At 65.2% G+C, this 23,847-nt stretch carries 21 protein-coding genes; 13 read left to right on the forward strand and 8 right to left on the reverse strand.

The window, feature by feature from the left end; all coding sequences use genetic code 11:
• Positions 1 to 67: 67 nt before the first annotated feature.
• Both BXA07_RS25620 and BXA07_RS25625 read right to left on the reverse strand, forming a co-directional pair.
• On the reverse strand, positions 68 to 1,021 hold the full coding sequence (locus BXA07_RS25620) for a 2-hydroxyacid dehydrogenase (protein ID WP_076572156.1): 954 nt from the start codon (positions 1,019 to 1,021) through the stop codon (positions 68 to 70).
• Positions 1,022 to 1,262: 241 nt separating this feature from the next.
• On the reverse strand, positions 1,263 to 1,934 hold the full coding sequence (locus BXA07_RS25625) for a hypothetical protein (RefSeq protein WP_076572159.1): 672 nt from the start codon (positions 1,932 to 1,934) through the stop codon (positions 1,263 to 1,265).
• 231 nt (positions 1,935 to 2,165) lie between these two features.
• Between BXA07_RS25625 and BXA07_RS25630 the strand changes: the two genes are divergently transcribed.
• Entirely contained in the window at positions 2,166 to 4,367 is a 2,202-nt protein-coding gene (locus BXA07_RS25630) for a TonB-dependent receptor (protein WP_076572161.1), read from the forward strand.
• Positions 4,368 to 4,372: 5 nt separating this feature from the next.
• Here the strand turns inward: BXA07_RS25630 and BXA07_RS25635 are convergent, their stop codons facing one another.
• Positions 4,373 to 5,341 (reverse strand): IS1595 family transposase, encoded by a 969-nt coding sequence (locus BXA07_RS25635; protein WP_076572163.1) that lies wholly within the window; start codon positions 5,339 to 5,341, stop codon positions 4,373 to 4,375.
• A gap of 161 nt (positions 5,342 to 5,502) precedes the next feature.
• Between BXA07_RS25635 and BXA07_RS25640 the strand changes: the two genes are divergently transcribed.
• The 8 genes from BXA07_RS25640 to BXA07_RS25675 all read left to right on the forward strand — a co-directional run bounded on the left by BXA07_RS25640 (position 5,503) and on the right by BXA07_RS25675 (position 13,894).
• A complete protein-coding gene (locus tag BXA07_RS25640; protein ID WP_076572165.1) occupies positions 5,503 to 6,378 on the forward strand; it encodes a hypothetical protein in 876 nt (291 codons plus the stop codon).
• A gap of 68 nt (positions 6,379 to 6,446) precedes the next feature.
• Positions 6,447 to 7,604, forward strand: a complete 1,158-nt coding sequence (locus tag BXA07_RS25645; RefSeq protein ID WP_076572167.1) for a sensor histidine kinase — start codon at positions 6,447 to 6,449, stop codon at positions 7,602 to 7,604.
• A gap of 128 nt (positions 7,605 to 7,732) precedes the next feature.
• Positions 7,733 to 9,187, forward strand: coding sequence for a circularly permuted type 2 ATP-grasp protein (locus tag BXA07_RS25650; protein WP_076572245.1), 1,455 nt, complete (start codon positions 7,733 to 7,735; stop codon positions 9,185 to 9,187).
• Positions 9,181 to 10,125 carry an alpha-E domain-containing protein gene (locus BXA07_RS25655; protein WP_076572169.1) on the forward strand — a complete coding sequence of 315 codons (945 nt, stop codon included), beginning with the start codon at positions 9,181 to 9,183 and terminating at the stop codon, positions 10,123 to 10,125. Before BXA07_RS25650 ends, BXA07_RS25655 begins: the two co-directional genes overlap by 7 nt.
• On the forward strand, positions 10,125 to 10,934 hold the full coding sequence (locus BXA07_RS25660) for a transglutaminase family protein (RefSeq protein WP_076572171.1): 810 nt from the start codon (positions 10,125 to 10,127) through the stop codon (positions 10,932 to 10,934). Before BXA07_RS25655 ends, BXA07_RS25660 begins: the two co-directional genes overlap by 1 nt.
• 90 nt (positions 10,935 to 11,024) lie before the next feature.
• Positions 11,025 to 11,903, forward strand: coding sequence for a proteasome-type protease (locus BXA07_RS25665; RefSeq protein WP_076572173.1), 879 nt, complete (start codon positions 11,025 to 11,027; stop codon positions 11,901 to 11,903).
• A gap of 108 nt (positions 11,904 to 12,011) precedes the next feature.
• The gene (locus BXA07_RS25670; RefSeq protein ID WP_076572175.1) at positions 12,012 to 13,364 is read left to right on the forward strand and encodes an alpha/beta hydrolase; all 1,353 of its coding nucleotides are present in this window, start codon (positions 12,012 to 12,014) and stop codon (positions 13,362 to 13,364) included.
• Positions 13,365 to 13,468: 104 nt separating this feature from the next.
• Entirely contained in the window at positions 13,469 to 13,894 is a 426-nt protein-coding gene (locus BXA07_RS25675) for a Fur family transcriptional regulator (protein ID WP_076572177.1), read from the forward strand.
• A 12-nt stretch (positions 13,895 to 13,906) separates the two neighbouring features.
• Here BXA07_RS25675 and BXA07_RS25680 read toward each other — a convergent pair whose 3' ends face one another.
• From BXA07_RS25680 to BXA07_RS25690, 3 genes are all read right to left on the reverse strand, one after another.
• Entirely contained in the window at positions 13,907 to 14,422 is a 516-nt protein-coding gene (locus BXA07_RS25680) for a GNAT family N-acetyltransferase (RefSeq protein ID WP_076572179.1), read from the reverse strand.
• 175 nt (positions 14,423 to 14,597) lie between these two features.
• The gene (locus tag BXA07_RS25685; RefSeq protein WP_076572181.1) at positions 14,598 to 15,584 is read right to left on the reverse strand and encodes a CobW family GTP-binding protein; all 987 of its coding nucleotides are present in this window, start codon (positions 15,582 to 15,584) and stop codon (positions 14,598 to 14,600) included.
• 13 nt (positions 15,585 to 15,597) lie between these two features.
• On the reverse strand, positions 15,598 to 16,830 hold the full coding sequence (locus tag BXA07_RS25690; protein WP_076572183.1) for a GTP-binding protein: 1,233 nt from the start codon (positions 16,828 to 16,830) through the stop codon (positions 15,598 to 15,600).
• Between the two features lie 377 nt (positions 16,831 to 17,207).
• Between BXA07_RS25690 and BXA07_RS25695 the strand changes: the two genes are divergently transcribed.
• The 4 genes from BXA07_RS25695 (at position 17,208) to BXA07_RS25710 (ending at position 22,135) form a co-directional block, all read left to right on the forward strand.
• Positions 17,208 to 19,304: a bifunctional 2',3'-cyclic-nucleotide 2'-phosphodiesterase/3'-nucleotidase gene (locus BXA07_RS25695; protein ID WP_076572185.1), complete on the forward strand. Its 2,097-nt coding sequence runs from the start codon at positions 17,208 to 17,210 to the stop codon at positions 19,302 to 19,304.
• Between the two features lie 55 nt (positions 19,305 to 19,359).
• Positions 19,360 to 20,052, forward strand: coding sequence for a tetratricopeptide repeat protein (locus BXA07_RS25700; protein ID WP_076572186.1), 693 nt, complete (start codon positions 19,360 to 19,362; stop codon positions 20,050 to 20,052).
• 105 nt (positions 20,053 to 20,157) lie between these two features.
• On the forward strand, positions 20,158 to 20,445 hold the full coding sequence (locus BXA07_RS25705; protein WP_139335759.1) for a hypothetical protein: 288 nt from the start codon (positions 20,158 to 20,160) through the stop codon (positions 20,443 to 20,445).
• Positions 20,446 to 20,698: 253 nt separating this feature from the next.
• Positions 20,699 to 22,135, forward strand: a complete 1,437-nt coding sequence (locus BXA07_RS25710) for a catalase (RefSeq protein WP_076572190.1) — start codon at positions 20,699 to 20,701, stop codon at positions 22,133 to 22,135.
• An 86-nt stretch (positions 22,136 to 22,221) separates the two neighbouring features.
• Here BXA07_RS25710 and BXA07_RS25715 read toward each other — a convergent pair whose 3' ends face one another.
• Together BXA07_RS25715 and BXA07_RS25720 are read right to left on the reverse strand one after the other, a co-directional pair.
• Positions 22,222 to 22,539 carry a hypothetical protein gene (locus BXA07_RS25715; RefSeq protein ID WP_139335760.1) on the reverse strand — a complete coding sequence of 106 codons (318 nt, stop codon included), beginning with the start codon at positions 22,537 to 22,539 and terminating at the stop codon, positions 22,222 to 22,224.
• A 102-nt stretch (positions 22,540 to 22,641) separates the two neighbouring features.
• On the reverse strand, positions 22,642 to 23,826 hold the full coding sequence (locus BXA07_RS25720) for a S1 family peptidase (protein ID WP_244556408.1): 1,185 nt from the start codon (positions 23,824 to 23,826) through the stop codon (positions 22,642 to 22,644).
• Between the last annotated feature and the right edge of the window lie 21 nt (positions 23,827 to 23,847).

The raw sequence follows: 23,847 nt of genomic DNA on the forward strand, positions 1-23,847 counted from the left end.
TGAAATCCGGGCGTGCTGGCAGGATGCGGACGCCCGGGGAAGGGATGTGGCGCTGCGGCCCGGCCGCTTACGGCCTGACCGGCGTCAGCAGCGGCAGGCCGGCGAAGTGCGCCTGCAGATTATCCACCACCAGCTGCCCCATGGCGTGGCGCGTTTCCACGGTCAGGCTGCCCACGTGGGGCGTGAGCACCACGTTGGGCAAGGCGCGCAAGGCGGCGGGCACGCGCGGTTCGTCCGCAAACACGTCGAGGCCGGCCGCGCCCAGGCGGCCATCGCGCAAGGCGGCAATCAGCGCGTCTTCGTCGATCAGGGCGCCACGGGCGATATTGACCAGCGTGCCTTGCGGACCGAGCGCGTCGAGCACCGCGCGGCCGATACTCTGGCGCGTGGCCGGCGTACCCGGCGCGCAGACGAACAGGTAGTCGCTTTCCCGGGCCAGGGCCGGCAGCGAGTCCGAACGCGGCACGTCGGTGCCGGCAACGGCGCGCGGCTGGAAGTAGCGGACCTGGACGCCGAAGACGGCCAGGCGCCGCGCGATGGCTTGCCCGATCTGGCCGAAGCCGAAGATGCCGGCCGTCTTGCCGCGCAGGCTGGACGCCGGGGCGATGGCTGCGCGGCGTTCCCAGCCCCCGTCGCGCACGAAACGGTCGAGCGCGGCAATGTGGCGGGCGCTGGCCAGCAGCAGGCCCAGCGCCAGGTCTGCCACGTCGTCCGTCAGCACGTTCGGCGTGGTGGTGACGGCGATGCCCCGCTCGCGCGCCACGTCCAGCGCCACGCCGTCGAGGCCGACGCCGTTGACGGCGACGATTTCCAGCCGGGGCAGCAAGCCCATGTCGGTGGCGTTCAGGCCCAGCGCGCCCGTCGTGACGACGGCGCGGATGGCAGCCCCCCGTTCGGCCAGCCAGGCCTGGCGCTGCTCCGGCGCGATTTGCCAGGCGTGATGACAGGCATACTGCCGTTCCAGCTGCGCGTTGACGGCAGCCGAAGGGCTGGGAGCGAGGATGAGGAGATCGGGTGGCATGGGCGTCCGGGGCATGTGTATGGATTTGCAGACGCAACTTAGCATATTTGACGCCCGGCCGGGGGTGGCATAGCCTATTACAGCCCCTAAAACCCTGCCCGCCTCACGGTCTTTTCCTGCGTGGGCCTACCCGATTCAATCGTAGGTCGGCTTAGCCCGCAGGGCACAAGCCGACAAGCGCCGCCGCGCAGCTTGTCAGATTACGCTGCGCTAATCTGACCTACATAACCTTCAAACACGCTCAACCCGGGCAAGGCACGCGCTTGACCTTGCCGCCAGTCCTGCCGGGGTCGGCGCCCGCGCCCGGGTTCGCGTCCAGGCCGTAGCACGTGGCGCCGCCGGCGCTGACGATGCGCGTGACGGGCCGGCCGTCGGCCGTCAGGTATTCCTCTACGCGAAGGATGGGGCCGCCGCGCCAGGCGGAGGCGACCAGTTTCTGGAAGCTGCTTTCGCTCTTGAGGTCGGCTGCGGCCAGCCAGGGCTTGTCTTGCTTGAGTTCGCCGCGCAGGGCCTTGTCGGCCGCGCCGGCGGCCAGGCGGGCGCGCGTGCGCAAGTCGGCCGTGACCGGCGCGGCGGGCGCGTCTTCGGCAGGTACGGCGATGCTGTCCGCTGCCACGGCGGGCGCCGCGAGGATGGCTGGCGGCGTGGCCGGCGGCGTACTGCTGCGCGCGCGCGGCATGGGAGCCGGCATTGGCATCGGCAAGGCCATGGGTGGCGTGCGCGGCACGGGCCGGGGCGGCAGCAGGGTCATGAAGGCCACTTCCGTGTACTGCTTCAGTTGCCGCGCCGGCAGCAGCAGGAAGTACAGGCCCAGCGCATGCATGGCCAGGATCAGCGCGACGGCCGCGCCCTTCAGGTTCAGGCAGCGCCGCAGGCGCATGGCGGTGGAACGTGGATGGTGGTGCAATGGCATGCGGTGTCCAGGAGGCGCGGCGCGCGGTGGCCTATTTTAGCGAAACCTGGATCTGCACATTAACAAATCCGCAAGGTATCGCCTGGCGCGCCTTTTTTCGCCAGATTCCGGCACTTTCACGGGCACGGTGTTGCAGGCATGGCGCATTTTTGTCACTTTCTCACACTTTCTCACACGCGGCGTAGCGCTGGAATATAATGATAATCATTCTCATTATTATCGAACAAGACCATGCCCGCCTTCCACCTCGTCCCTACCCCGTTCGCCCTGGCCGCCTTCCTGCTGGCCAGCAGCGCCGCCCACGCCCAGAACACGCCGGCCGGCGGCGACGCGCCTACCATGCCGACCGTCGTCGTGAATGCCTCGGCCGATGCGTCGGCGGAGGGCTTGTCGAAGGCGTATGCGGGCGGCCAGGTGGCGCGCGGCGGACGCATGGGCATCCTCGGCTCCGTGGACATGATGGATGCGCCATTCGGCAGCACCAGTTATACGCAGCAATTCATTGCTGACCAGCAAGCGCGCAGCGTGGGCGACCTGCTGCAGAGCGATCCGGCCGTGCGCATGTCGCGCGGCTACGGCAACTTCCAGGAAGTGTATGTGATACGCGGCTTCGCCCTCGATTCCGATGACGTCGCGTACAACGGCCTGTACGGCGTCCTGCCCCGTCAATATGTCTCGCCGGAGCTGCTGGAAAGAGTGGAAGTGTTCCGCGGCGCCAGCGCCTTCCTCAACGGGGCGGCGCCCGGCGGCAGCGGCATCGGCGGCGCCATCAACCTGATGCCCAAGCGCGCCGGCAATGCGCCGCTGACGGAATTGACCGTGGGCGTGGAATCGGGCGGCCACGCCTATGCCGCCCTCGACGTGGCGCGCCGCTTCGGCGAGAACAAGGAATGGGGCGTGCGCGTGAATGCCGCCAAGCGCCAGGGCGCGACGGCCATCGAGCGCGAAGACCACGACGTGGGCATGTTTTCCGTCGGCCTCGACTATCGCGGCCGCAATTACCGGCTGTCGGCCGACGCCGGCTACCAGAATTTCAGCCTGACATCGCCGCGCCCGTCCGTCGGCATCGGCAGCGTGGCCGTGCTGCCGTCCGCGCCCGATGCCGCGAAGAACTTTGCCCAGCCGTGGAGCTACTCGAAGGAACACGATGTGTTCGGCACGGCGCGCGCCGAAGTCGATCTGGCCAGGGACGTCGTGGCCTGGGCCGCATTCGGCAGCCGCTCGACGAAGGAAGCCAACAGCCTGGCCGAACCGTCCTTGACCTCGGTCAATGGCGACGCCACGGTGTCGCGCTTTGACAATGCCCGTAAGCAAGAAATCCGCACGGGCGAACTGGGCGTGCGCGGCAAGCTCGTTATGGGCGCCGTCAAGCACACCGTGGTGGCCAGCTGGTCCGGGCACTGGAATGAAGCGAAGAACGCGTATGCCATCGGCAACGCCTTCGCCACCAATATCTACGCGCCCATCGACGTGGCCGCGCCGGCCACGCCGTACACGGGCGGCATCATGCGCGACCCGCGCATCACCCAGAAAACCATCCTGGGCAGCTACGCCCTGGCCGACACCATGGCCTTCCTCGATGAGCAGCTGCTGCTGACCGTGGGCTTGCGCCGCCAGCAGATCAAGGATGCCGGCTACGACTACAACACCTCTGTACTGCAAGGCAAGGCCTATGACGAGAGCGCCACGACGCCCGTGGCGGGCATTGTCTTCAAGGCCAGCAAGGACGTGTCGCTGTACGCCAACTACATCGAGGCGCTGGTCAAGGGACCGGCGGCCAGCGGCACCTACGAGGAAAACGGCCAGCGGCGCAATGTCGACAACATGGGCGAGGTGTTTGCGCCCTACAGATCGAAGCAGAAGGAAATCGGCGTCAAGTATGACGGCGGCAGGCTGGGCATGAGCGCCGCCCTGTTCACGACGGCCAAGCCCTTGCTGGCCGTCGTCGGCACGCGGGCGGAAATGGCCGGCGAACAGCGCAACCGCGGCCTGGAATTGTCGGTGTTCGGCACGCCGCTGCAGGGCGTGCGCCTGCTGGGCGGGCTGACCTGGCTCGACGCGCAGCAAAGCGGCACCGACGTGGCCGCCAACAATGGCAAGCGCCCCATCGGCGCGCCGCGAACGCAAGTGAGCGCGGGCGGCGAATGGGACGTGCCCGGCGCGCCAGGCCTGAGCCTGAACGCCCGCGCCATCTACACGTCGGCGCAGTACGCGGACCTGGCCAACAGCAAGCAGTTGCCGTCGTGGACGCGGCTCGACCTCGGCGCGCGCTACCTGACGCAGGTGGCGGGCCATGACGTGACCTTGCGCGCCCGCGTGGACAACGTGGCGGACCGCAGCTACTGGTCCTCGGCCGTGTCCTCGTTCAATGTCGGCTCGCTGGTGCTGGCCGCGCCGCGCACCGTCGTCGTCTCCGCCGCCGTCGCCTTTTAAGAAGGCTATGTCACCGTCAGGTGTGGGAATGCTCCCACCGTTGCTTTCAATAACGCTTCTGGCGAGCGGATGCGTCTGGCGTCGAGGATCCAGCGCCATCCCAGGTAATTCGGCAGGTAGCGGCTGGCCACGCCATGGAAGATGCGCAGCCAGCCGCGCAAGCGGCTGTGATACGCGTTGACGTTCTGCACGTGGGCGGCGCCCTGCACGCGGATGCCGGCACGCAGGTTGACGGCCTGGTGGCTGATGCCCGCTTCCGCAGCGAAATCCCGGTAGGCGGCATGGCCGTCAGTGACCAGCAAGACGTCCTTGTCGATCACGGGTGGCAGGCAGGCATGCAGCTGCACCTTGGTCAGCGCCCCTTTTCCCGTGACGAAATCGAGGGTTTGTCCCGTGCGGTCGCGCGCCACCACGATGCAGACTTGTTCACTGGAAATGCCGCGCTGGCGGGCGTGGCCGCCCCGGCGGCGTGCCGGACGCGTCAGATGCCTGGATCCCTTTTCCGATTCCAGCAGATACAGCTCGTCGGCCTCGGCGATGCCGTGCAGGCACAGCGGCCGGTCCGTCCTGGCGAGCGTCAAAAATCGGTGGCGCCAGCGGAAGGTGGTGTTGCGGTGCACGTTCAGCTGTCGCGCTGCCTGGCGCACGGAAGCCGATGCCAGCAGGCAGCCGGCGTAGGCCAGCCACAGCGATTTATGGCGCAGGCGGGCCAGGGGCGTGCCGGTGAGCGCATTGAAGGTGCGCCCGCACGGCACGCAGCGGTAGCGCTGCAGTCCGTGCGCATGGCCGTGCCGGTGAGCATGGCTGCTGTGGCAGGCGGGACAAGCCAAATGTGGCTGCGCCACGCTTTCAAGCAATGCGACGGTGGCGTCCTGTGGCGTGTTGCCACGCAGCCGGGCAATGCCTGCCTGCCGCTGGCGGCGGCTCAGCTGGGCAAATTGCGCGATAAAACGGATCCATTTGGCATGCTGCATGGAAGGCTCCTGTTTGTCTGATATAGACAGTCAGACAGCCGGGGCAGAGCAAGATTCCTGGAAATCCCCTACTTAACGGAGACAGAGCCTTTAAGAACCGGCAGGGGCGCGGCACCGCGTGCGCCCCTGTGCAATCCTTTGCGCTTCGGCGACAATGCGGCATGAAACGACTGCCCGCCCTGCTGCTACTGCTTTGCCTGTCCCTGCCCGCTGCAGCCCAAAAACAAGCCGCCTGCCCGTATGCCGCCTGGAAAAGCGGCTTCAAGGGCGATGCGCGGGCGCAAGCGACTTGCTTGCTGCGTCCCGTCAAGCTGTACGCGCGCCTGGGCGACAGCGCGCCGCTGCCTCGCTTTCTCGACAGCCGCGTCGGACGGCGCACGGGCATCGCCCCGGCCCGGCTGCGTGGCTGGCTGGCCGAACAAGGCATCGCGGAAAACGACGTGGGCGGCCCCATCGACGCACCGCTGTCGCGCGCCACGGGCCGGCTGGCCGCGCCCATGGCACGCTATTTCGTCATCCACGACACGAGCTACCCGAATTTCTTGCTAGAAACTATTCCCGGCCATATCAACGACGCCAGCTGGGATTTCAATGATTTCAGCCTGCGCAATCCCGCGCTCGGTGGCGGGCCGAAAGGCCATGTCTATGTGAACCGCCTCGGCGATTCGCTGGCCGTGCGCGACTTCGGCACGGCCGGCTATGCGAGCAAGCTGGAAAAGGACAAGCCATCGCTGACGGGCCTGTTCCTGCACGTGGAACTGGTGCAGCCGCGCCATTCCGTGCCCGGCGGCGGCAAGGGCAACGACGGCCTGGCGCCCGATCCCGGCTTTACGCCCGCGCAATACGACCGGCTGGCCTTGCTGTACCTGGCCGCCAGCGTGCGCAAGGGCACGTGGATGATTCCCGCCTTCCACGCCGTGCTCGATACGGGCTACGCGAACGGTCATGACGATCCGCAGAATTTCTCGTTGGCCGACTGGTCGCAGGCGCTGGACCGCCTGCATGCGGCCGTGCGCCAGGCCGATACTGGACAATAAAGCGTTTCCCCGACGGCTGATTAGGCGCATACTATTGCAAGCATAGTCACTGCGGTCAGGGAGGCCAGGTGAACATCAGCACGGATCAGCACGCGGGTCGCCAGGCCGGCGCGCACCAGCCATTGCAGCGCGCGCAGCGCATCTTCGCCATGCGCGACGCCGTCCTCAGCGCCTGGGAGCAGCGCGTGCGCACCAGCGTGCGCGGCGCCGACCAGTTGCTCACGCCCATACTCATCAATACCTTGCCGGCCTTTTTCGACAATCTGGCCGAGGCCCTTACCCCGGGCCACCCGCGCGAGAATGCCACCAGCAACAGCAACGTGCCCGCCGTACATGGCAATGAACGCGCGCGCATGACCAATTACGGGCCGGAACAGGTCATCCAGGAATACCAGATCTTCCGCGACTGCTTTGCCGAAGTCGCGCATGAGTCCGGCATCACCCTGCGCAGCAAGGACTGGCAAGTGATCAACGAATCGATCGACTCGGGCATCCGCGAATCGATACGCGAATTTACCAGCATGCACGAAAGCTTCCGGCGCCGCATGGCGGCCGGCCTGTCGCACGATATGCGCAATCCCCTGGCCGTCATCAGCACCAGCGCCCAGCTGCTGCTCAGGCCGGCGGACCCGGAACGGGTGGTATTGCTGGCGCGCAAGATTGCCGAGCACAGCAAGCGGCTCGACAGCATGATCGAGGAATTGCTCGATGGCCTCAGCTATCATCAGGGGCAGCAGTTGCCGCTGGTGCTGAGCCAGTTCGACGTACTGCCGCTGGTGCACGCCGTGGCCAGCCAGGTCAACCTGCAGCGGCCCGACAAATGCCAGGTCAGCGGGCAATCCGTCGTCGGCTGGTGGTGCGAGAATTCGCTGCGCCGCGCGCTGGAAAACCTGCTCGGCAATGCCATCAAGTACGGCGACGACGCGCCCATCAGCGTGCACGTGGAAGCGGTGCACGAACGCCTGATCCTCACCGTCCACAATAGCGGACGACCCATCGCGCCGGAACAGGCGGAACGCATCTTCGACTACCTGCGCCGCGAGAACAACTGCCCCGCGCCAGGCTGGGGCATCGGCCTGCCCTTCGTGCAGAGCGTGGCCGAAAGCCATGGCGGCAGCATCGCCGTCGACAGCGCGGCCGAAACGGGCACCAGCTTCATCTTCGACGTGCCCGTCGATTGCCGTCCCTTCGTCCCGCCCGCTGGCGTCCCCAACAGTGACAGCTAGCGCACCAAATCGGTGCGACGGATGGCGCAACGCCACAAAAGTGGTCATATTTGCACCGGTTCGCACCTGCCCTGTTGGCACGCTTCCTGCTGAGCTATACCCAGACACGGCTCAAGGGACATCACAACATGGCAAATTTTTTCAATGAAATGACTGCGGATGACGTGGGGACGGACGGCAAGGTACGCGAACACTATCGTGAATTCGACAACTGGCTGGCGCAGCAATCGCCGGAAACCATCGCCCGCAAGCGGGCCGAAGCCGACCTGACGTTCCGCCGCGTCGGCATCACCTTCGCCGTCTACGGCGACGATGCCGGCACGGAACGCCTGATTCCGTTCGATACCATCCCCCGCATCATCCCCGCCGCCGAATGGGCGCAGATGCAGACGGGCCTGGTGCAGCGCGTGCAAGCCTTGAACATGTTCATCCATGATATTTATCATGAGCAAAACATCATCAAGGCGGGCATCATTCCCGCCGAACAGATCTACAAGAATGCCCAGTACCGCCCGGAAATGCAGGGCATCGCCGTCGCTTCCGACATCTACGCCCACATCGCGGGCGTCGACATCGTGCGTGCGGGCCAGGGCGAATTCTATGTACTGGAAGACAACCTGCGCGTGCCGTCCGGCGTGTCCTACATGCTGGAAGACCGCAAGATGATGATGCGGCTGTTCCCGGAACTGTTCGCCCGTAACCGCATCGCCCCCGTCGACCATTACCCGGACATGCTGCTCGACAACCTGCGTTCCGTCGCGCCCATGGGCATCGATGACCCCACGGTCGTCGTCATGACGCCCGGCATGTACAACTCCGCCTACTTCGAACACGCCTTTTTGGCTCAGCAGATGGGCGTGGAACTGGTGGAAGGCAAGGATCTGTTTGTCAACGACAACTCCGTCTACATGCGCACCACGCGGGGGCCCAAGCGCGTCGACGTGATCTACCGCCGCGTCGACGACGATTTCCTCGACCCGCTGGCCTTCCGCTCGGACTCGTCCCTGGGCGTGCCGGGCCTGCTGTCCGTCTACCGCGCCGGACGGGTCACCCTGGCCAACGCCATCGGCACGGGCGTGGCCGACGACAAGTCGATCTACCCTTTCGTGCCCGACATGATCAAATTCTACCTGTCGCAGGAACCGATCCTCAACAATGTGCCGACGTATCAATGCCGCAAGGCGGCCGACCTGTCCTACGTGCTGGCGAACCTGGCGAAACTGGTGGTCAAGGAAGTGCACGGCGCGGGCGGCTACGGCATGCTGGTGGGGCCGGCGTCCAGCCTGGCGCAGATCGAGGATTTCCGCCAGCGCCTGCTGGCCAATCCGGGCGGCTACATCGCCCAGCCGACCCTGGCCCTGTCCGCCTGCCCCACGTATGTCGAGGCCGGCATCGCGCCCCGTCACATCGACCTGCGTCCTTTCGTGCTGTCCGGCAAGACAATTTCCATGGTACCGGGCGGCCTGACCCGCGTCGCGCTGGGCGAAGGTTCGCTGGTGGTCAATTCATCGCAAGGGGGCGGCACCAAGGATACCTGGGTACTGGAAGCCACATCCGCCTTTGCAGGAGAGAAAACATGCTGAGCCGCACTGCCGATCATTTGTTCTGGATGGCCCGCTACACGGAGCGGGCGGAAAACACGGCGCGCATGCTCGACGTCAACATGCAAACCTCGATGCTGCCCCAGTCCGAGCAGGATGCGGAGCAAGGCTGGCGCGCCACTCTGGGCATTTCCGAGCTGCAAAGCGCGTACGACCACAAATATGGCCGCTTCCACACGCGCGACGTGCTCGATTTCATGGTGCGCGACCCGAACAACCCGTCGTCCATCCTCGCCTGCCTGACGGGGGCGCGCGAAAACGCCCGCGCCGTGCGGGGCACCCTGACGACGGAAGTGTGGGAAATCCAGAACGCCACCTGGCTCGACATGCAGAAGCGCTTGAAAAGCAATCTGCTGGAAACGGACCCCAGCGCCTTCTTCGAATGGGTCAAATACCGCTCGCACCTGTCGCGCGGCGTGACCCTGGGCACCATGCTCAAGGATGAGGCCATCCATTTCATCCGCCTGGGCACCTTCCTGGAGCGGGCCGACAACACGGCGCGCATCCTCGACGTGAAGTTCCACGGCGCGCGCGACACGTCGAAGGACGTGGCCCAGCGCGACTTCTACTACTGGGCGGCCCTGCTGCGCTCCGTGTCCGGCTTCGAAATCTACCGCAAGGTCTACCGCGACGTCATCACGCCGGCGCGCGTGGCGGAACTGCTGATGCTGCGCGGCGACATGCCGCGTTCCCTGCTCGCCTGCATGGATGACGTGGTGGAAAATCTGAAGCATATCCGCAACGACGTGTCGGCCGATACGGAGCGCTTCGCGGGCAAGCTGCATGCGGAGCTGAAATTCGGCCATATCGACGACATCATGAAGGCGGGCTTGCACCATACCCTGACGGAATTTCTGGAAAACATCTATGACCTGGGCAACCGGGTCAGCCGCGACTTCCTCGTTCCACTGGCGGCCTGATGCAGCTCACCATCCGCCATGAAACCCGCTACGCCTACAGTGCGCCGCTGGCCTACACAATACAGCAGCTGCACCTGACGCCGCGCATCGAGCCGCAGCAGCGGGCACTCTCCTGGCAGATTTCCACGCCGGGCCAGTGCCACGCCTACACGGATGCCTACGGCAATCTGTCGCACATGCTGACCATCAATGGCAGCCATCAGTCGCTGAGCCTGGTGGCGCACGGCGTGGTGGAAACCATCTATCCGCACAAGGGACGGCTGAACCTGGTCGATACCCTGTCCCCGCTGTTGTTTACCATGCCGACGCCGCTGACGCAGGCCAACCCTGCCATCGTGGCGCTGGCGGCCGCCAGCCTGCCGGACCGCAGCGTGACGGCGGGCACCGGGCACTTGCTGCGCCTGGCCGAACACATCGTCGGCAAGGTGGCCTATGAGAGCGGCGCCACCATGGTCACCACCACGGCCGGCGACGCCCTGGCGCTGGGGCGCGGCGTGTGCCAGGACCACGCCCATCTGTTCCTCGCCTGCTGCCACGCCTGGGGCATCCCGGCCCGCTATGTGTCCGGCTACATCGATCCGGGCACGACGGGCCACGCGGCCAGCCACGCCTGGGTCGACGCCTGGACGGAAGACGCGGATTTTGCGGGCTGGGTCAGCATCGACGTCACGCATGCGCGGCTGATGACGGACGCGTATTGCCGCCTGGCCATCGGACGCGACTACGATTCGGCCGCGCCCGTGCGCGGCGTGCGCCAGGGCGGCGGCACGGAAACCCTGCACGTGGACGTGCAGATCGTGCCCGTGTAGATGGGCAAGAATGAGGCTGGCCGGGCCTTGCAGGCGGAAGGCCCGGCCCGGCTGGTGTAGAATGCTCCCCTTTTGATTTGATTTACGACAATGACTTATTGCATAGGCATGCGCCTGAACGAAGGCCTGGTCTTCCTGTCCGATTCCCGCACCAACGCCGGCGTGGACCAGGTGGGCACCTTCCGCAAAATGAGCGTCTTTGAAAATCCGGGCGACCGCATGCTGGTGCTGATGACGGCCGGAAACTTGTCGATCTCGCAAGCGATCCGCCAGCTCGTCTCCGACCACGTGGATGCGGACGGACGCAGCATCTGGAACGTGGCCAGCATGTACGACGCGGCGCGCATCGTGGGCGACGCCGTGCGCGCCGTGCACCAGCGCGAAGCGAAGGCCCTGGCCGACTGCGGCATCGATTTTAACGTCAGCATCATTTTGGGCGGCCAGATCGGCGCAGAGCGCTGCCGGCTGTTCCAGGTGTATTCGGCCGGCAACTTCATCGAATCGCACGATGAAAACACGTATTTCCAGATCGGCGAAGCGAAATACGGCAAGCCCATCATCGACCGCGTGATCAATCCGGCAACCCGCCTCGACGAAGCGGCCAAGTGCGCACTCATTTCCATGGATTCCACCCTGCGCTCGAACATTTCCGTCGGCTTGCCGCTGGACTTGCTCGTCTACACGGCCGGCAGCCTGGCCGTCACGCGCTTCGTCGCCATCGATGAAAAGAACCAGTATTTCCGCATGATCCGCGACACCTGGGGCGAGCAGCTGAAACAGGTGTTCGAAGGCATCGCCGATCCCGTGTGGAACGCGGCGCCGGAAACCACGGCGAACGTGCTGTCGTCAAGCAATATGCAGGGCAAGCCCGTGCGCGTGGCCATTCCTGCGCACGTGAGCCGCGGCGGCGCCACGGTGGCGCCCCTGCAATCGCTGGCGCAGCAGTTCAGCGACGACAAGCAACATTGATCTGCCGCGCACCGCTTGCGCGCAGTGCTGGACAAGTCGCTATTGGCGTGCTTTTATGGCAATATGAGTTGACATGCGATTCATATGTATCAGAGAGGCAGGTGGCCCATGGACTTGATTACTTCCGCCGTCGTCGCGGCCATCGAACATGGCGCGCCCGGCCTCGCGCCGGCAGCCGTCGCCAGCCACTATCAGCGCCTGAAGCAGGCCATCGCCAAGTTCGACAGCGCCGCCGCCATCCTGGCCGCCATCGCCGCGCTGGAAGCCGAGCCGGGCAATATCCAACTGCAACTGGCGCTGTCGGCCGCGCTGGTCACGGCGAAAGTGCCGGACGACATGGAAACCCTGTTTGCCGCGCAAGGCGTGCTCGATGCGCTGCAGCGCCCGCCTGCACCGCTGCCGCAGGTGGAAGCGGCGCCCGCCCCGGCCGATAAAAGCACCGTCGTGTCGAACTATGCCGTGGTGAAGGTGTATTTCGCCACGGACCGCCAGCGCGACGTGGGCAAGCCGCCGGCACAGCGCTTCAGCGGCGAACGCAGCCTCACGGGAGGCAATGGCGGCAGCGATGGGGCGCTCAGCTATGGCAGCTGCGACATCAGCATCCCGCGCGACCACCGCATGGGCCAGCTGGAATCGCCGTCGCTGTGGCGCCTGGAATTCCGCGAAGACCCGGCCAAGCACGTCGTGCTGCTCGACGCCACGGTGCAGGACCATGACAGCTTCTTCGCCGCCCTGAAGACGCAGGTGCGCGCCTCGGCCGGCAAGAGCGCGTTTATTTTTGTCCACGGCTACAACGTGACGTTCGAGGATGCGGCCAGGCGCACGGGGCAGATGGCCTACGACCTGGGCTTCGATGGCGCGCCCGTGTTCTACAGCTGGCCGTCGAGGGGCGACATCGCCGCCTACACCATCGATGAAAACAATATCGAATGGAGCACGCCCCACCTCACGGCCTTCCTGGCTGACTTCCTCGCCAACACGGCAGCGGCGCAGGTCTACCTGATCGGCCACAGCATGGGCAACCGGGGCATGACGCGGGCCGTGGCCGAACTGCTGGCCACGCAGCCGCTGCTGGCACAACAGATCACGGAAATCATCCTGACGGCGCCCGACATCGACGCGGCCGTCTTCAAGCACGACATCGCGCCGAAACTGGCCGGCGCGCGCCATCCCGTCACCTTGTATGCCTCGTCGCAAGACCTGGCGCTGGCCGCCTCGAAAGCCGTGCACGGCTACCCGCGCGCGGGCGACAGCGGCGCCGGCATGCTGATCGTGGCGGGCGTGGAAACCATCGATGCCACGGGCGTCGACACGAGCTTCATGAAGCACGCATACTTCGCGGAAAAGCGCTCGGCCCTGTCCGACATGTTTTATCTGATACACAACAATGCGCGCGCCGACCAGCGCTTTCTCGAGCCCGTCGACACGGTGGCGGGCCGCTACTGGACGTTCAAACCATGACGCGGCTTCATGCGGCGCGGCACGCATGCTAAGATACGGCCCAGAGGGTGCCAGGGGCACGGCGATCACGCCGCCCGCCCGTCCACCCGTAAGCAGGCCATATTATGTTGACATCTTCTTCTACACCGCAAGCCGAATCGCTGATCCGCAACACCAACGCCCGCGTCACCAAGACGCGCGTGAAGGTACTCGACTTTCTGATGGCGCAAAGCCGTTCGCTGACCCACCATGAAATCCAGCAGGCGCTGTCGCAGGACAGCGATATCGATTCCGTCACCTTGTACCGCGTGCTGGAATGGCTGACGGAAAATGAACTCGTGCACCGCATCGCCGGTGCCGACCAGGTGTGGCGCTTCAGCGCGGGCGCCGGCCACCAGGCGCACGAACACGCGCATTTCCAGTGCACTAAGTGCGCCAACGTCACCTGCTTCAATGAAGTCAAGCTGCCCACGCCCGTGGCCCTGCCGGAAGGCTTCAGCGGCGACGAGGTCGATTACCTGATCAAGGGCCTGTGCCCGCGCTGCAAGTAGCTCCCTTCGGTATCACTTGAGCAGCAAGGCCAGGTGATGCTCGTCATAAAACAGCTCGCCCACGCGCATGGACCTCGGCTCCGTGCCATAGTGAATGAAGCCCAGCGATTCATATAATTGCCGCGCCGAATTGTTTTCCGCATTCACGCTCAAGTGCACCTGCAAGATGGCGGGATCGTTCTCTGCCAGCGCGATACAGGCGGCGACAAGCCGGCGCGCCACGCCCTTGCCCCGCTGGGGCACATCGACAAAGACGCCCCACAGCAAGGCCTTGTGCGACAACTGCCGCATGGCTTCGCGGCGCAAGCCCGCAAAACCGACCATGCGTGCGCCGTCGAAGGCGCCAAACGCGCGCTGCATGGCGCCGGCGATGCGCTGCACGTGTTCCTCGGGGGTGCGGGCCAGTTCGTCCTCGCGCGACGAGGAAAACGAGCTGGGCGAGTTCTCGATGGCGCGCAGGCGCAGCGCGCAAAAGGCGGCGGTATCTGCTGGCGTCAGCAGGCGGATGACGATATCGGGTGCGGGCATGGGAAGACTCGGCAGTTTTTTTCCAATTATACCCACGCCCTTTCATCGTGCACGCACGCGGCGCACGCCGTACCGGGTCCAGCCGTACAGCATGGCCATCGGCAGCGGCATGACGGCGGCCATGCGGTCGGCCATGGGCGCGCCGGGGCGAGGATCGGCAAGCCCGCTTCCACGCTCACGCCGCCACCGTTGCCGCGCAGCGGTCCAGGCCCCGTGTCAGCATGTCCTGCGGCAAGTCGCGGCCGATGAAGATCATGGTGCTGGCGCGCGGCTCATCGTCGCGCCACGGCGCGCCCAGTTCCGAGCCCATCAGCATGTGCACGCCCTGGAAGACGGCGCGGCATGGCAGGTCGACAACATACAAGATGCCCTTGTAGCGCATCAGCTGGCTGCCGAACAGTTGCACCACGGCATCGAGGAAGTGTTCCACCTGCAGCAGATCGAGGGGCCGGGACTGGTGATAGACGAACGATTGCACGCCGTCGCCATGGCGGTGACCCAGCTCCCCAAGGAAATCCGGCTCCCGCTCGACGATGGCGTTCAGGTTGAAGCCGCGGATGTGCAAAATGTCGCGCAGCGGCACATTGCCGAAGCGCACTTTCTGTATGCCGGCGCGGCCATTGATGGCGATCAAACGCTGGCGCAGCGCGGCCAGTTCATCCTTGCTGACCAGGTCCGTCTTCGACAGCAGGATGCGGTCGGCAAAGCCCACCTGCTCCTGCGCCTCCCTGTGCAAAGTCAATTGCTGCTGCGCATGGCGGGCATCGACCACCGTCAGGATGGCGTCCAGCAGATAGCACTCGCTGACGGATGGCTCGGCAAAGAAGGTCTGCGCCACGGGACCGGGTGCGGCCAGGCCCGTCGTTTCGATGATGACGTGATCAAACGCGATCGTCCCGGCGCTGCGCCTGGCGTGCAATTCTCCCAGGATGCGGATCAGGTCGCCCCGCACGCTGCAGCAGATGCAGCCATTGTTCATTTCCACGATCTGCTCGCCGTTGTCCTGCACCAGCAAGCCGTGGTCGATGCTTTCGGCGGCGAATTCGTTTTCGATCACGGCGATGCGCAAGCCGTGATCGCCCTGCAATATGCGCTTGAGCAAGGTGGTTTTCCCGCTGCCGAGAAAGCCCGTGATGATGGTGACGGGGATCGGTTCTGTCATGGCGCGTTCCTGTTCAAGCGTGATCTTCGAGTTCTTCCATCCGCTGCCATTGCGGGAACGGGTCGGGCAGCTGGCGCCAGGCGGCCATGCCCCGGCCCGTTTCCGTCGCATCGAGTTGACATTTATTTAAGTCCGCCTCGATGGCGGCCTGGTCCATGTCCCGGCCGATGAAGACGAGCTCCTGGTAGCGGTCGCCGTAGGTTTCGCTCCAGCCCGCCTTGATCTCCGCCAGCGCGGCCGCATCCGTGGGCCAGCGCTCCCGCGGCACGGCCGCCCACCACAGGCCCACGGGCTCGATATTCACCAGCTTGCCCGCGCCGGACAAGCTGGCCACCCATTCGGGGCGGCTGGCCAGCCAAAAGTATCCCTTGCTGCGCACCACGCCCGGTATCGGCTGCGACATGAAATCGTACAGGCGCTGCGCGTGGAACGGTTGCCTGGCCCGGTAGACGAAGCTGGCGATGCCGTAGGTTTCCGTCTCCGGCGCATGCACGCCGGCCAGGGCCAAAGCCCAGCCCGGCATGCCGGCCGCCTGCTCCAGGTCGAACAGCTGCGTGCCGAGGATGGCGTCGAGCGGCACGATGGACTGGCTGGCTTCGATGATGCGCGCGCCGGAATTGAGGGCTTTTACAATGGCCAGCACGCGCAGGCGCTCGGCCGTATCGACCATGTCGATCTTGTTGAGGACGATGACATTGGCAAATTCGATCTGTTCCGTCAGCAGGTTGGCCAGCTGGCGGTCATCGCCCTCGCCCGCCGTTTCTCCCCGCTGCGCCAGGCTGTCTTCGCTATGAAAGTCCGCCAGCAGGTTGGCGCAGTCGACGACGGTGACCATGCAGTCGATGCGGGCCACGTCGTTCAGGCTGTCGCCGTGCTCGTCCTCGAAGTCGAAGGTGGCGGCCACGGGCATCGGCTCGCCCACGCCCGTCGATTCGATCAGCAGATAATCGAAGCGGTCTTCCAGGGCCAGGCGCCGCACTTCCTGCAGCAGATCGTCGCGCAGGGTGCAGCAGATGCAGCCGTTGGACATTTCCACGAGTTTTTCTTCCGTGCGCGACAGCGCCGCGCCGGCCGCCTCGGCGCTGTCTTTTACCAATGCGGCGTCGATATTGACTTCGCTCATGTCGTTGACGATGACGGCCACGCGCTTGCCTTCGCGGTTGCGCAATATATGGTTGAGCAAGGTGGTCTTGCCGGCGCCGAGAAAGCCGGACAGGACGGTGACGGGGAGTTTGCGCTGGCGCATGGGGTTCCTTCGGAGGGATCGGTTAAGGGAGGCAATGCACGGCCACTTTACATGCAAGTCTGTTGCGTTTGAAATTATAATGCAACCCACTTGCGTTTGTGCGGCAATCTTTGCCTGCCTTGCCACACGCCGGGCCTTGCCCCAGTCCGCCGGGTGCCGCGCCCTGCCGCCGCAGCGAGCTGCCCCATTCACATATTTATGCTTTAAATCAATGGCTTGCCATGTTTTTTGCGAGTGAACTCTCAAGTCCGGTGCAAGCAGAAGCCCGGCCACGGCCGCCTGCGCGGAGCCTGCATCCATGCGCCTTGCCACGCTGTCATGGTGGCGTCATATGGCGGCGGTACAGTCGCGTCCTTTGAATCTTTCCGAGGGCGGTAATGAAAACAAATTGGATCATGCTGGCGGCGCTGGCAAGTGTGGGCTTGACTGGCTGCAACGGCGGTTCGACGACGGCGCAGGTCATTCCGGAAGGTACGACGGTCACCGTGGCGCTGCTGGAAACGACGGACATCCACTCGAATGTGCTCAGCTATAACTATTACGCGCTGGCCGAAGACACGAGCCTGGGCCTGGAGCGCACGTCGACCCTGATCCAGGCGGCGCGCGCGGAAAATCCGAACAATGTGCTGCTCGACGATGGCGACGTCATCCAGGGCACCCTGCTGGCCGACCTGCAGGCCGTGGCCGCGCCCGTTCCTTGCAGCAGCACGCTGGCCGTGCACAAGGCCATGAATGCGCTGAAATACGATGCGGGCGGCATGGGCAACCATGAATTCAACTATGGCCTCGCTTACCTGAGCCAGATCACCAACACGGACTTTGGCATACCGGGCGTGGCCAAGCCGACGGGCAACTGCGGCGCGCCCGCCTTCCCTTCCGTGCTGAGCAACGTCGTCGGCGTGGCCAGCGGCAAGCCCATCTTCCAGCCCTACGCCGTGCTGCCCCGCGATTTCACGGCCGTCAAGCCGGACGGCGGCAAGCTCGACGTCAAAATCAATGTGGGCGTGCTGAGTTTCGTGCCGCCGCAAATCCTCGAGTGGGATCAGAAAGTGCTCGCCGGCAAGGTCAGCGTGACGGGCGTGCAGGAAGCGGCGAAACAATACGTGCCGGAATTGCGCAGCAAGGGCGCCGACATCGTCGTGGCCCTGTCCCATGGCGGCCTGGACACGAGCGCCTACAGCCCGAAGATGGAAAACGGCAGCTATCACCTGACCAGCACGGGCATCGATGCGCTGATGATAGGCCACTCGCACTTGATCTTCCCGAAAGGCAAGGAAGAAGGCGCGGCCGCCCTGGACGCCTCGTTTGCCGCCTTCCCGGCCAGCGCGAAGATCGACGCCGTCAACGGTTTTGTCAACGGCGTGCCGACCGTCATGGCACAAAGCTGGGGCCGCCGCCTGGGCATCATCAAGCTGACCCTGGCCTTCCAGTCCGGGCGCTGGGTGGTGCAGCCGGCAAAGACGACGGTCGAATCGCGCGGCTTCAAGTACACGGACGGCAAGACGCTCGTGAAAGCCGATCCGGCCATCGCGCCGCTGGTGGCCACCGAACACGCGGCCACCATCGCCTACGCCAAGCAGCCGCTGGGCATCAGCACGGATTTCGAGATGTCCGCCTATTTTGCGCTGGTGGGCGACGTGAGCGCCATCCAGCTGGTGAACCAGGCGCAGCTTGACTACGTGAAGAACTTCATCGCCACCAGCACGGATGCGACCTTGTCCAGCTACAAGAATATCCCCGTGATCTCGTGCAGCGCGCCGTTCAAGGCGGGCCGCAACGGGCCGTCGGACTTCACGGACGTAGCGTCCGGTGCCTCGCCGGCCGCGCCGATCGGCTTGCAGGTGCGCAATCCGGGCGATTTGTATTTATATAGCAATAACAACCTGCAAGCCGTCAAAATCAAGGGTGCCGACTTGAAGGCCTGGCTGGAAACGTCGGCCAAGCAATTCGCGCAGATCGATCCGAACGCCACGGCCGAGCAGGACCTGGTGCCGTCGTATGGCACGATTTATAACTATGACGTGTTCTATGCGGAAAACAACGCGCTGACGTACCAGATCGACGTGACGAAGAAACCGGGCAGCCGCATCGTCAACCTCGCGTACAAGGGTGCGCCGGTGGCCGACGGCGATGACTTCATCGTCGCCACCAACGACTATCGGGCGGGCGGCGGCGGCGCCGTGCCCGGCATCGACGGCAGCAAGACCATCATCAAGTCGCCCGATGCCAACCAGGCCGTGGTCAGCAACTACCTGGCGTCGCTGAGCACCAAGGGCGGCAAGGTGACCCTGGCCAACAATGGCAGTGCGCGCAGCTGGAGCTTCGTCAAGACGGCCACGGCCGGGCCCGTGATCCTGCGTTCGGCGCCGGGCCGCCTGGCGCTGGCGAAGAGCAGCGGCATCGCCAATGTGGCGTCCGAAGGCGGGCTCGACGCCAGCGGCTTTGCCAAGTACGGCATCGACCTGAGCAAATAAGGTCCACGGGCCGGGGCTGCTGGCGTCCCGGCCCGCGTCATGAAAGGTAAACAAGATGAAACAAGCGCTCTCCCTCCCCGCCCTCGTGCTGGCCGCTGTCCTGGCCGCCTGCCAGGCGTCGCCGCCGCCCACGGCGGCCGAGATCGAAGCCGTGGCCATGCATGCGCGCCAGGCGGGCGACCGCCAGGCCGAGCGCCGGGTGCGCAGCTGGGCCGGCAAGGACATGCCCGTCGCCGAGCGCGAACTGGCGCTGATTTACCAGTCCCGGCCCGAGCGCCGCGCCGAGGCCTTGAGCCTGTTCGAGCAGGCGGCCCGCGCCGGCGACACGGAAGCGGCGTTCGAACTGGGCCAGATGCTGCGCGCGGCCACGCCGGACCAGGCCTGGCCGTGGTACCGGCTGGCAGCGCAGCAAGGCCATGCGAAGGCGGCCCTGATGCTGGGCTTGCTGGCGGCCAATGGCGAAGGCGTGCCGAAAGATGCCGCGGTCGCCGCGCACTGGCTGGCCAAGTCCAGCGAACTGGGCAATCCACACGCCATGTTCCTGCTGTACAACGCCTACCGCGAAGGGCGCGGCGTGCCGCGCGACCTGGCCAAGGGCCGTGCGTTGCTGGAAGAAGCGGCCCACCATGAATACCCGCCCGCCATCCAGGAACTGGCCATGACGGTGCAGGCCGACGACGCCCTGCGCGCCGGCCACCTGATGAAGGAAGCGACGGAGCACCGGCACAATAACTGGAACAAGTTTTAAGCCAGCTCAAGGCCGGCCCATATTTCCGGGTGAAATGTGTTCCAGAAGCATACGCTATGCCTGGCACGCACAGCTGTGCGCGCACAATCTCAGCGCGAGGCAGGCATGACAGATCACCGCTTGGGCCCCATGAAACAGGGCGACTTGCAGTTCAGCTACCCCGATGGCCCCACGGACGGCGACGACCCGGCTCGGCGCGCCATCCCCGACAGCGTCCTGCTGAACCGCCACGAGTGGTATGAAGTCCTCTACAGCTGCAACAGCTGGTCGGGCGGCAGCCTGGCCACGGCCTTGAAGTGCGAGCGGCTGATCCAGCGCCACTTGCCGGCCGACATACGCAGCCATGCGGCCGTGCTGACCTGGCTGCGGGCCAACTGGGCCAGCTACCGCTGACATGCGGGGCTGTCACCCCCTCCTTTGTGCCAGATCAATCGTGTTGGGCTAGACATTGCTGACGAGCTATGATGGGCATGCTGCCTTTCACCAGGCGGCGGGGAAGCAGCACGCCCCGATATGGCACACTGTATTTGCTTTTTAGAAATTTGTTACTCTGGACCAGCCTCGGTGAGCGCCTTTACGCTCGTCCCAGCCAGTGTTTGGGCAGGCCCTGGCTCGTCCGTCGTCCTCCCTATAAAGAAAGAGTCCAATGAAAAAGCTGACCACCGCCTTTGGCGCGCCTGTCGTCGACAACCAGAACATCCAGACGGCCGGCCCCCGCGGCCCCGCCCTGCTGCAAGATGTCTGGTTCCTGGAAAAGCTGGCCCACTTCGACCGCGAAGTCATTCCCGAGCGCCGCATGCATGCCAAGGGATCGGGCGCGCATGGCACGTTTACCGTCACGCACGACATCACGCGCTACACGCGGGCGAAGATTTTCGGCGCGGTGGGCAAGCAAACCCCCATGTTCGCGCGCTTTTCCACGGTGGCCGGCGAACGGGGCGCGGCCGACGCGGAACGCGATATCCGCGGCTTCGCCCTGAAGTTTTATACGGAAGAAGGCAACTGGGACCTGGTCGGCAACAACACGCCCGTGTTTTTCATGCGCGACCCGCTGAAATTTCCCGATCTGAACCATGCCATCAAGCGCGACCCGCGCACGGGCTTGCGCAGCGCCAACAGCAACTGGGACTTCTGGACCTCGCTGCCCGAAGCGCTGCACCAGGTGACGGTGGTGATGAGCGACCGGGGCTTGCCGCGCAGCTTTCGCCACATGCACGGCTTCGGCAGCCATACCTTCAGCTTCCTGAATGCGCAAAACGAGCGTTTCTGGGTCAAGTTCACGTTCAAAACCCAGCAAGGCATACAAAACCTGACGGACGCCGAGGCCGAGGCGCTGGTGGGCAAGGACCGCGAAAGCTCGCACCGCGACCTGTACGAGAGCATCGAAAACGGGGATTTCCCCCGCTGGACCCTGTACGTGCAGATCATGCCGGAACAAGAGGCGGGCACCTACCACCTGAACCCCTTCGACCTGTCGAAAGTATGGCCGCACGGCGACTATCCGCTGATCGAAGTGGGCGTGCTGGAACTGAACCGCAATGCCGACAACCATTTCGCGGAAGTGGAACAGGCCGCCTTCAACCCGGCCAATGTCGTGCCCGGCATCAGCTTTTCGCCGGACAAGATGCTGCAGGGCCGCCTGTTCTCGTATGGCGACGCGCAGCGCTACCGCCTCGGCGTCAACCACAGCCATATCCCCGTCAATGCGCCGAAATGCCCGTTCCACAGCTACCACCGCGACGGCCAGATGCGGGTCGACGGCAACCAGGGGGGAACGCTGGGCTATGAGCCAAACAGCGCGCAGGAGTGGGCCGAGCAGCCCGACTTCCGCGAGCCGCCATTGAGCATCGAGGGCGCGGCCGACCACTGGAACCACAGGGTCGACGAGGATTACTATTCGCAGCCGCGCGCCCTGTTCCGCCTGATGACCGCGGCGCAGCAGCAAGCCTTGTTCGACAACACGGCGCGCGCCATCTCGGGCGCCTCGGAGCAGGTCAAGCAACGCCACATCGGCAACTGCACCCTGTGCGACCCGGCCTATGGCGCGGGCGTGGCCGAGGCGATAGGCCGCCTGAGCAAATAAGGCCGGCCGATACACGGCAGGCGGCAAGACTGCATGGAAGGCCTGGCAACAGGCTTTCCATGGCCGTATTTTGCGGCAGCCAGGGCCTACCAGCGCTGGATATCGATCTGGCCCGTGATGCTCGTTTCCACCGGATAACCCTCGACCTGCGGCGGCACCCGCCGCTTGACGGAAGAGTCGCGCAGATACACGACGATGGCCTCGCGGCCCATGGCGGTCTGCCCCAGGCTGACGCCTTCCACGCCGTCGATGGCCATCAGCGCCCGCTCGTTGCGCCGCCTGGCCGCGTCCAGTCGCCTGTGCTGCGCGTCAACATCGGGCTGGCCGGCGCCCTCCGGCAAGTAAGGCATGGCGGCTTCTTCGAAGGCGCCGAAGGGCGACTCCATGAATTTACTGTTTGACATGACAACCCCTTCCGATACTGCTCCTGACACCATCATCATCGTGCAAAAGGCAGCGTTATGCAAGGCGGCATGGCGCCTGCCCGCCTGCGCCTGTCAGCCTGCTCACGTGTACAGATTGATGTCGAGCGCCGCCACGACGCGCCGCAGCTGGTTGGCAAACGTGATGTTGTTGCCGCCCGCAAACAGCAGCCCGACGGGATTGCGCTGCTGGTTCCAGGTCCAGATGGACGAACCTGAATCGCCGCCCGCGCTGAAGGCGCCGCTCACGCCCGTGATGGCGATCTGGTCCTGGAACAGCGCGATCCTGCCGCCGCCGTAATTGACGTTGATGGTGGCGCCCAGGCCCGTGATGCGGCCCTGCGTCAGTTGCGTCGTGCGTCCCGATTTGCCGACCAGCATGCCCAGCGCGGGCGCCACCAGCGCATTGCTGATGCGGAAATACGCGGGCACGCCGCCGCTCAGGTAGACCAGTTCCGGCCGCACGCGGTCTGGCCAGGCCCAGCCGGTGGCGCAATCGACGAAATTGACGCCGCCGCTGAAGTTGATGGGCACGAAACGTTCGAGCACGGCGATCTGGTCTTGCGGACAGCGGCCGCCGTCGATGGGACCGGGCTGCACGATGCAGTCGTTGAACACGCCGCCGTTGGCATTGGCCAGCACGTGATTGTTGCTCAGGATCATCAAGCGGGTGTTGCGCGGCGGCGTGCGCCCCACGGCCAGGCAGGCGATGGTGCCGGCCGTGATGCGGAAATGCCCGACCGACACGCCGCCCGGGGCCGGGCGCAGGCGGAAACGGTGGGGCTGCGCGTCGATCACGCCCGTGACGACGATATTGACGGGCACCTTGTCGCTGGCCACGGCGCGCACGCCCATGGCGCCCACGATGGCGGCCTTGGCGCGGTCGACCGAGGTGGGCTCGGCCACGTACAGGGTCAGCGCCGGCATGCCCGGCTCGCCGGACGAGCTGTCGCTGGCGCCCTCGCCCAGGCCGATGGACACGCCCTGGATATTGCCCGCATCGCTGAAGGCGTCGGCCGCGCGCACGCCCGCCGCCTGCGATATCGCCTGGCGCATGCCGTCCTCGATGCTGCGCTTGATTTCCAGCAACTCCATGCTGACCCCGCTCAGGGCGTCGGGCACTTCCGACACGGAAGCGCTCTCGATATGGCCGTCGTCATCGCCCGGCGCGGCGAACTGCTGCGGCGCTTCTTCATCGTCCGCACTCTGTCCCCTGCCAGGCGCATTGCCGGGCGGGGCGCTGAAACCATTGTCATTGCCGATCATCATGTTCTCCTCGTGGGTCGCTGC

This window comes from Janthinobacterium sp. TND4EL3 (assembly GCF_900156175.1).
Taxonomy (GTDB): domain Bacteria; phylum Pseudomonadota; class Gammaproteobacteria; order Burkholderiales; family Burkholderiaceae_D; genus Janthinobacterium.

Coding starts and splice junctions, on each gene's coding strand:
- BXA07_RS25720 (WP_244556408.1), bottom strand. CDS start 23,826: ATGATGATCGGCAATGACAATGGTTTCAGCGCCCCGCCCGGCAATGCG.
- BXA07_RS25620 (WP_076572156.1), bottom strand. CDS start 1,021: ATGCCACCCGATCTCCTCATCCTCGCTCCCAGCCCTTCGGCTGCCGTC.
- BXA07_RS25625 (WP_076572159.1), bottom strand. CDS start 1,934: ATGCCATTGCACCACCATCCACGTTCCACCGCCATGCGCCTGCGGCGC.
- BXA07_RS25630 (WP_076572161.1), top strand. CDS start 2,166: ATGCCCGCCTTCCACCTCGTCCCTACCCCGTTCGCCCTGGCCGCCTTC.
- BXA07_RS25700 (WP_076572186.1), top strand. CDS start 19,360: ATGAAACAAGCGCTCTCCCTCCCCGCCCTCGTGCTGGCCGCTGTCCTG.
- BXA07_RS25690 (WP_076572183.1), bottom strand. CDS start 16,830: ATGCGCCAGCGCAAACTCCCCGTCACCGTCCTGTCCGGCTTTCTCGGC.
- BXA07_RS25710 (WP_076572190.1), top strand. CDS start 20,699: ATGAAAAAGCTGACCACCGCCTTTGGCGCGCCTGTCGTCGACAACCAG.
- BXA07_RS25715 (WP_139335760.1), bottom strand. CDS start 22,539: ATGTCAAACAGTAAATTCATGGAGTCGCCCTTCGGCGCCTTCGAAGAA.
- BXA07_RS25670 (WP_076572175.1), top strand. CDS start 12,012: ATGGACTTGATTACTTCCGCCGTCGTCGCGGCCATCGAACATGGCGCG.
- BXA07_RS25695 (WP_076572185.1), top strand. CDS start 17,208: ATGAAAACAAATTGGATCATGCTGGCGGCGCTGGCAAGTGTGGGCTTG.
- BXA07_RS25665 (WP_076572173.1), top strand. CDS start 11,025: ATGACTTATTGCATAGGCATGCGCCTGAACGAAGGCCTGGTCTTCCTG.
- BXA07_RS25705 (WP_139335759.1), top strand. CDS start 20,158: ATGACAGATCACCGCTTGGGCCCCATGAAACAGGGCGACTTGCAGTTC.
- BXA07_RS25650 (WP_076572245.1), top strand. CDS start 7,733: ATGGCAAATTTTTTCAATGAAATGACTGCGGATGACGTGGGGACGGAC.
- BXA07_RS25635 (WP_076572163.1), bottom strand. CDS start 5,341: ATGCAGCATGCCAAATGGATCCGTTTTATCGCGCAATTTGCCCAGCTG.
- BXA07_RS25675 (WP_076572177.1), top strand. CDS start 13,469: ATGTTGACATCTTCTTCTACACCGCAAGCCGAATCGCTGATCCGCAAC.
- BXA07_RS25685 (WP_076572181.1), bottom strand. CDS start 15,584: ATGACAGAACCGATCCCCGTCACCATCATCACGGGCTTTCTCGGCAGC.
- BXA07_RS25680 (WP_076572179.1), bottom strand. CDS start 14,422: ATGCCCGCACCCGATATCGTCATCCGCCTGCTGACGCCAGCAGATACC.
- BXA07_RS25655 (WP_076572169.1), top strand. CDS start 9,181: ATGCTGAGCCGCACTGCCGATCATTTGTTCTGGATGGCCCGCTACACG.
- BXA07_RS25640 (WP_076572165.1), top strand. CDS start 5,503: ATGAAACGACTGCCCGCCCTGCTGCTACTGCTTTGCCTGTCCCTGCCC.
- BXA07_RS25660 (WP_076572171.1), top strand. CDS start 10,125: ATGCAGCTCACCATCCGCCATGAAACCCGCTACGCCTACAGTGCGCCG.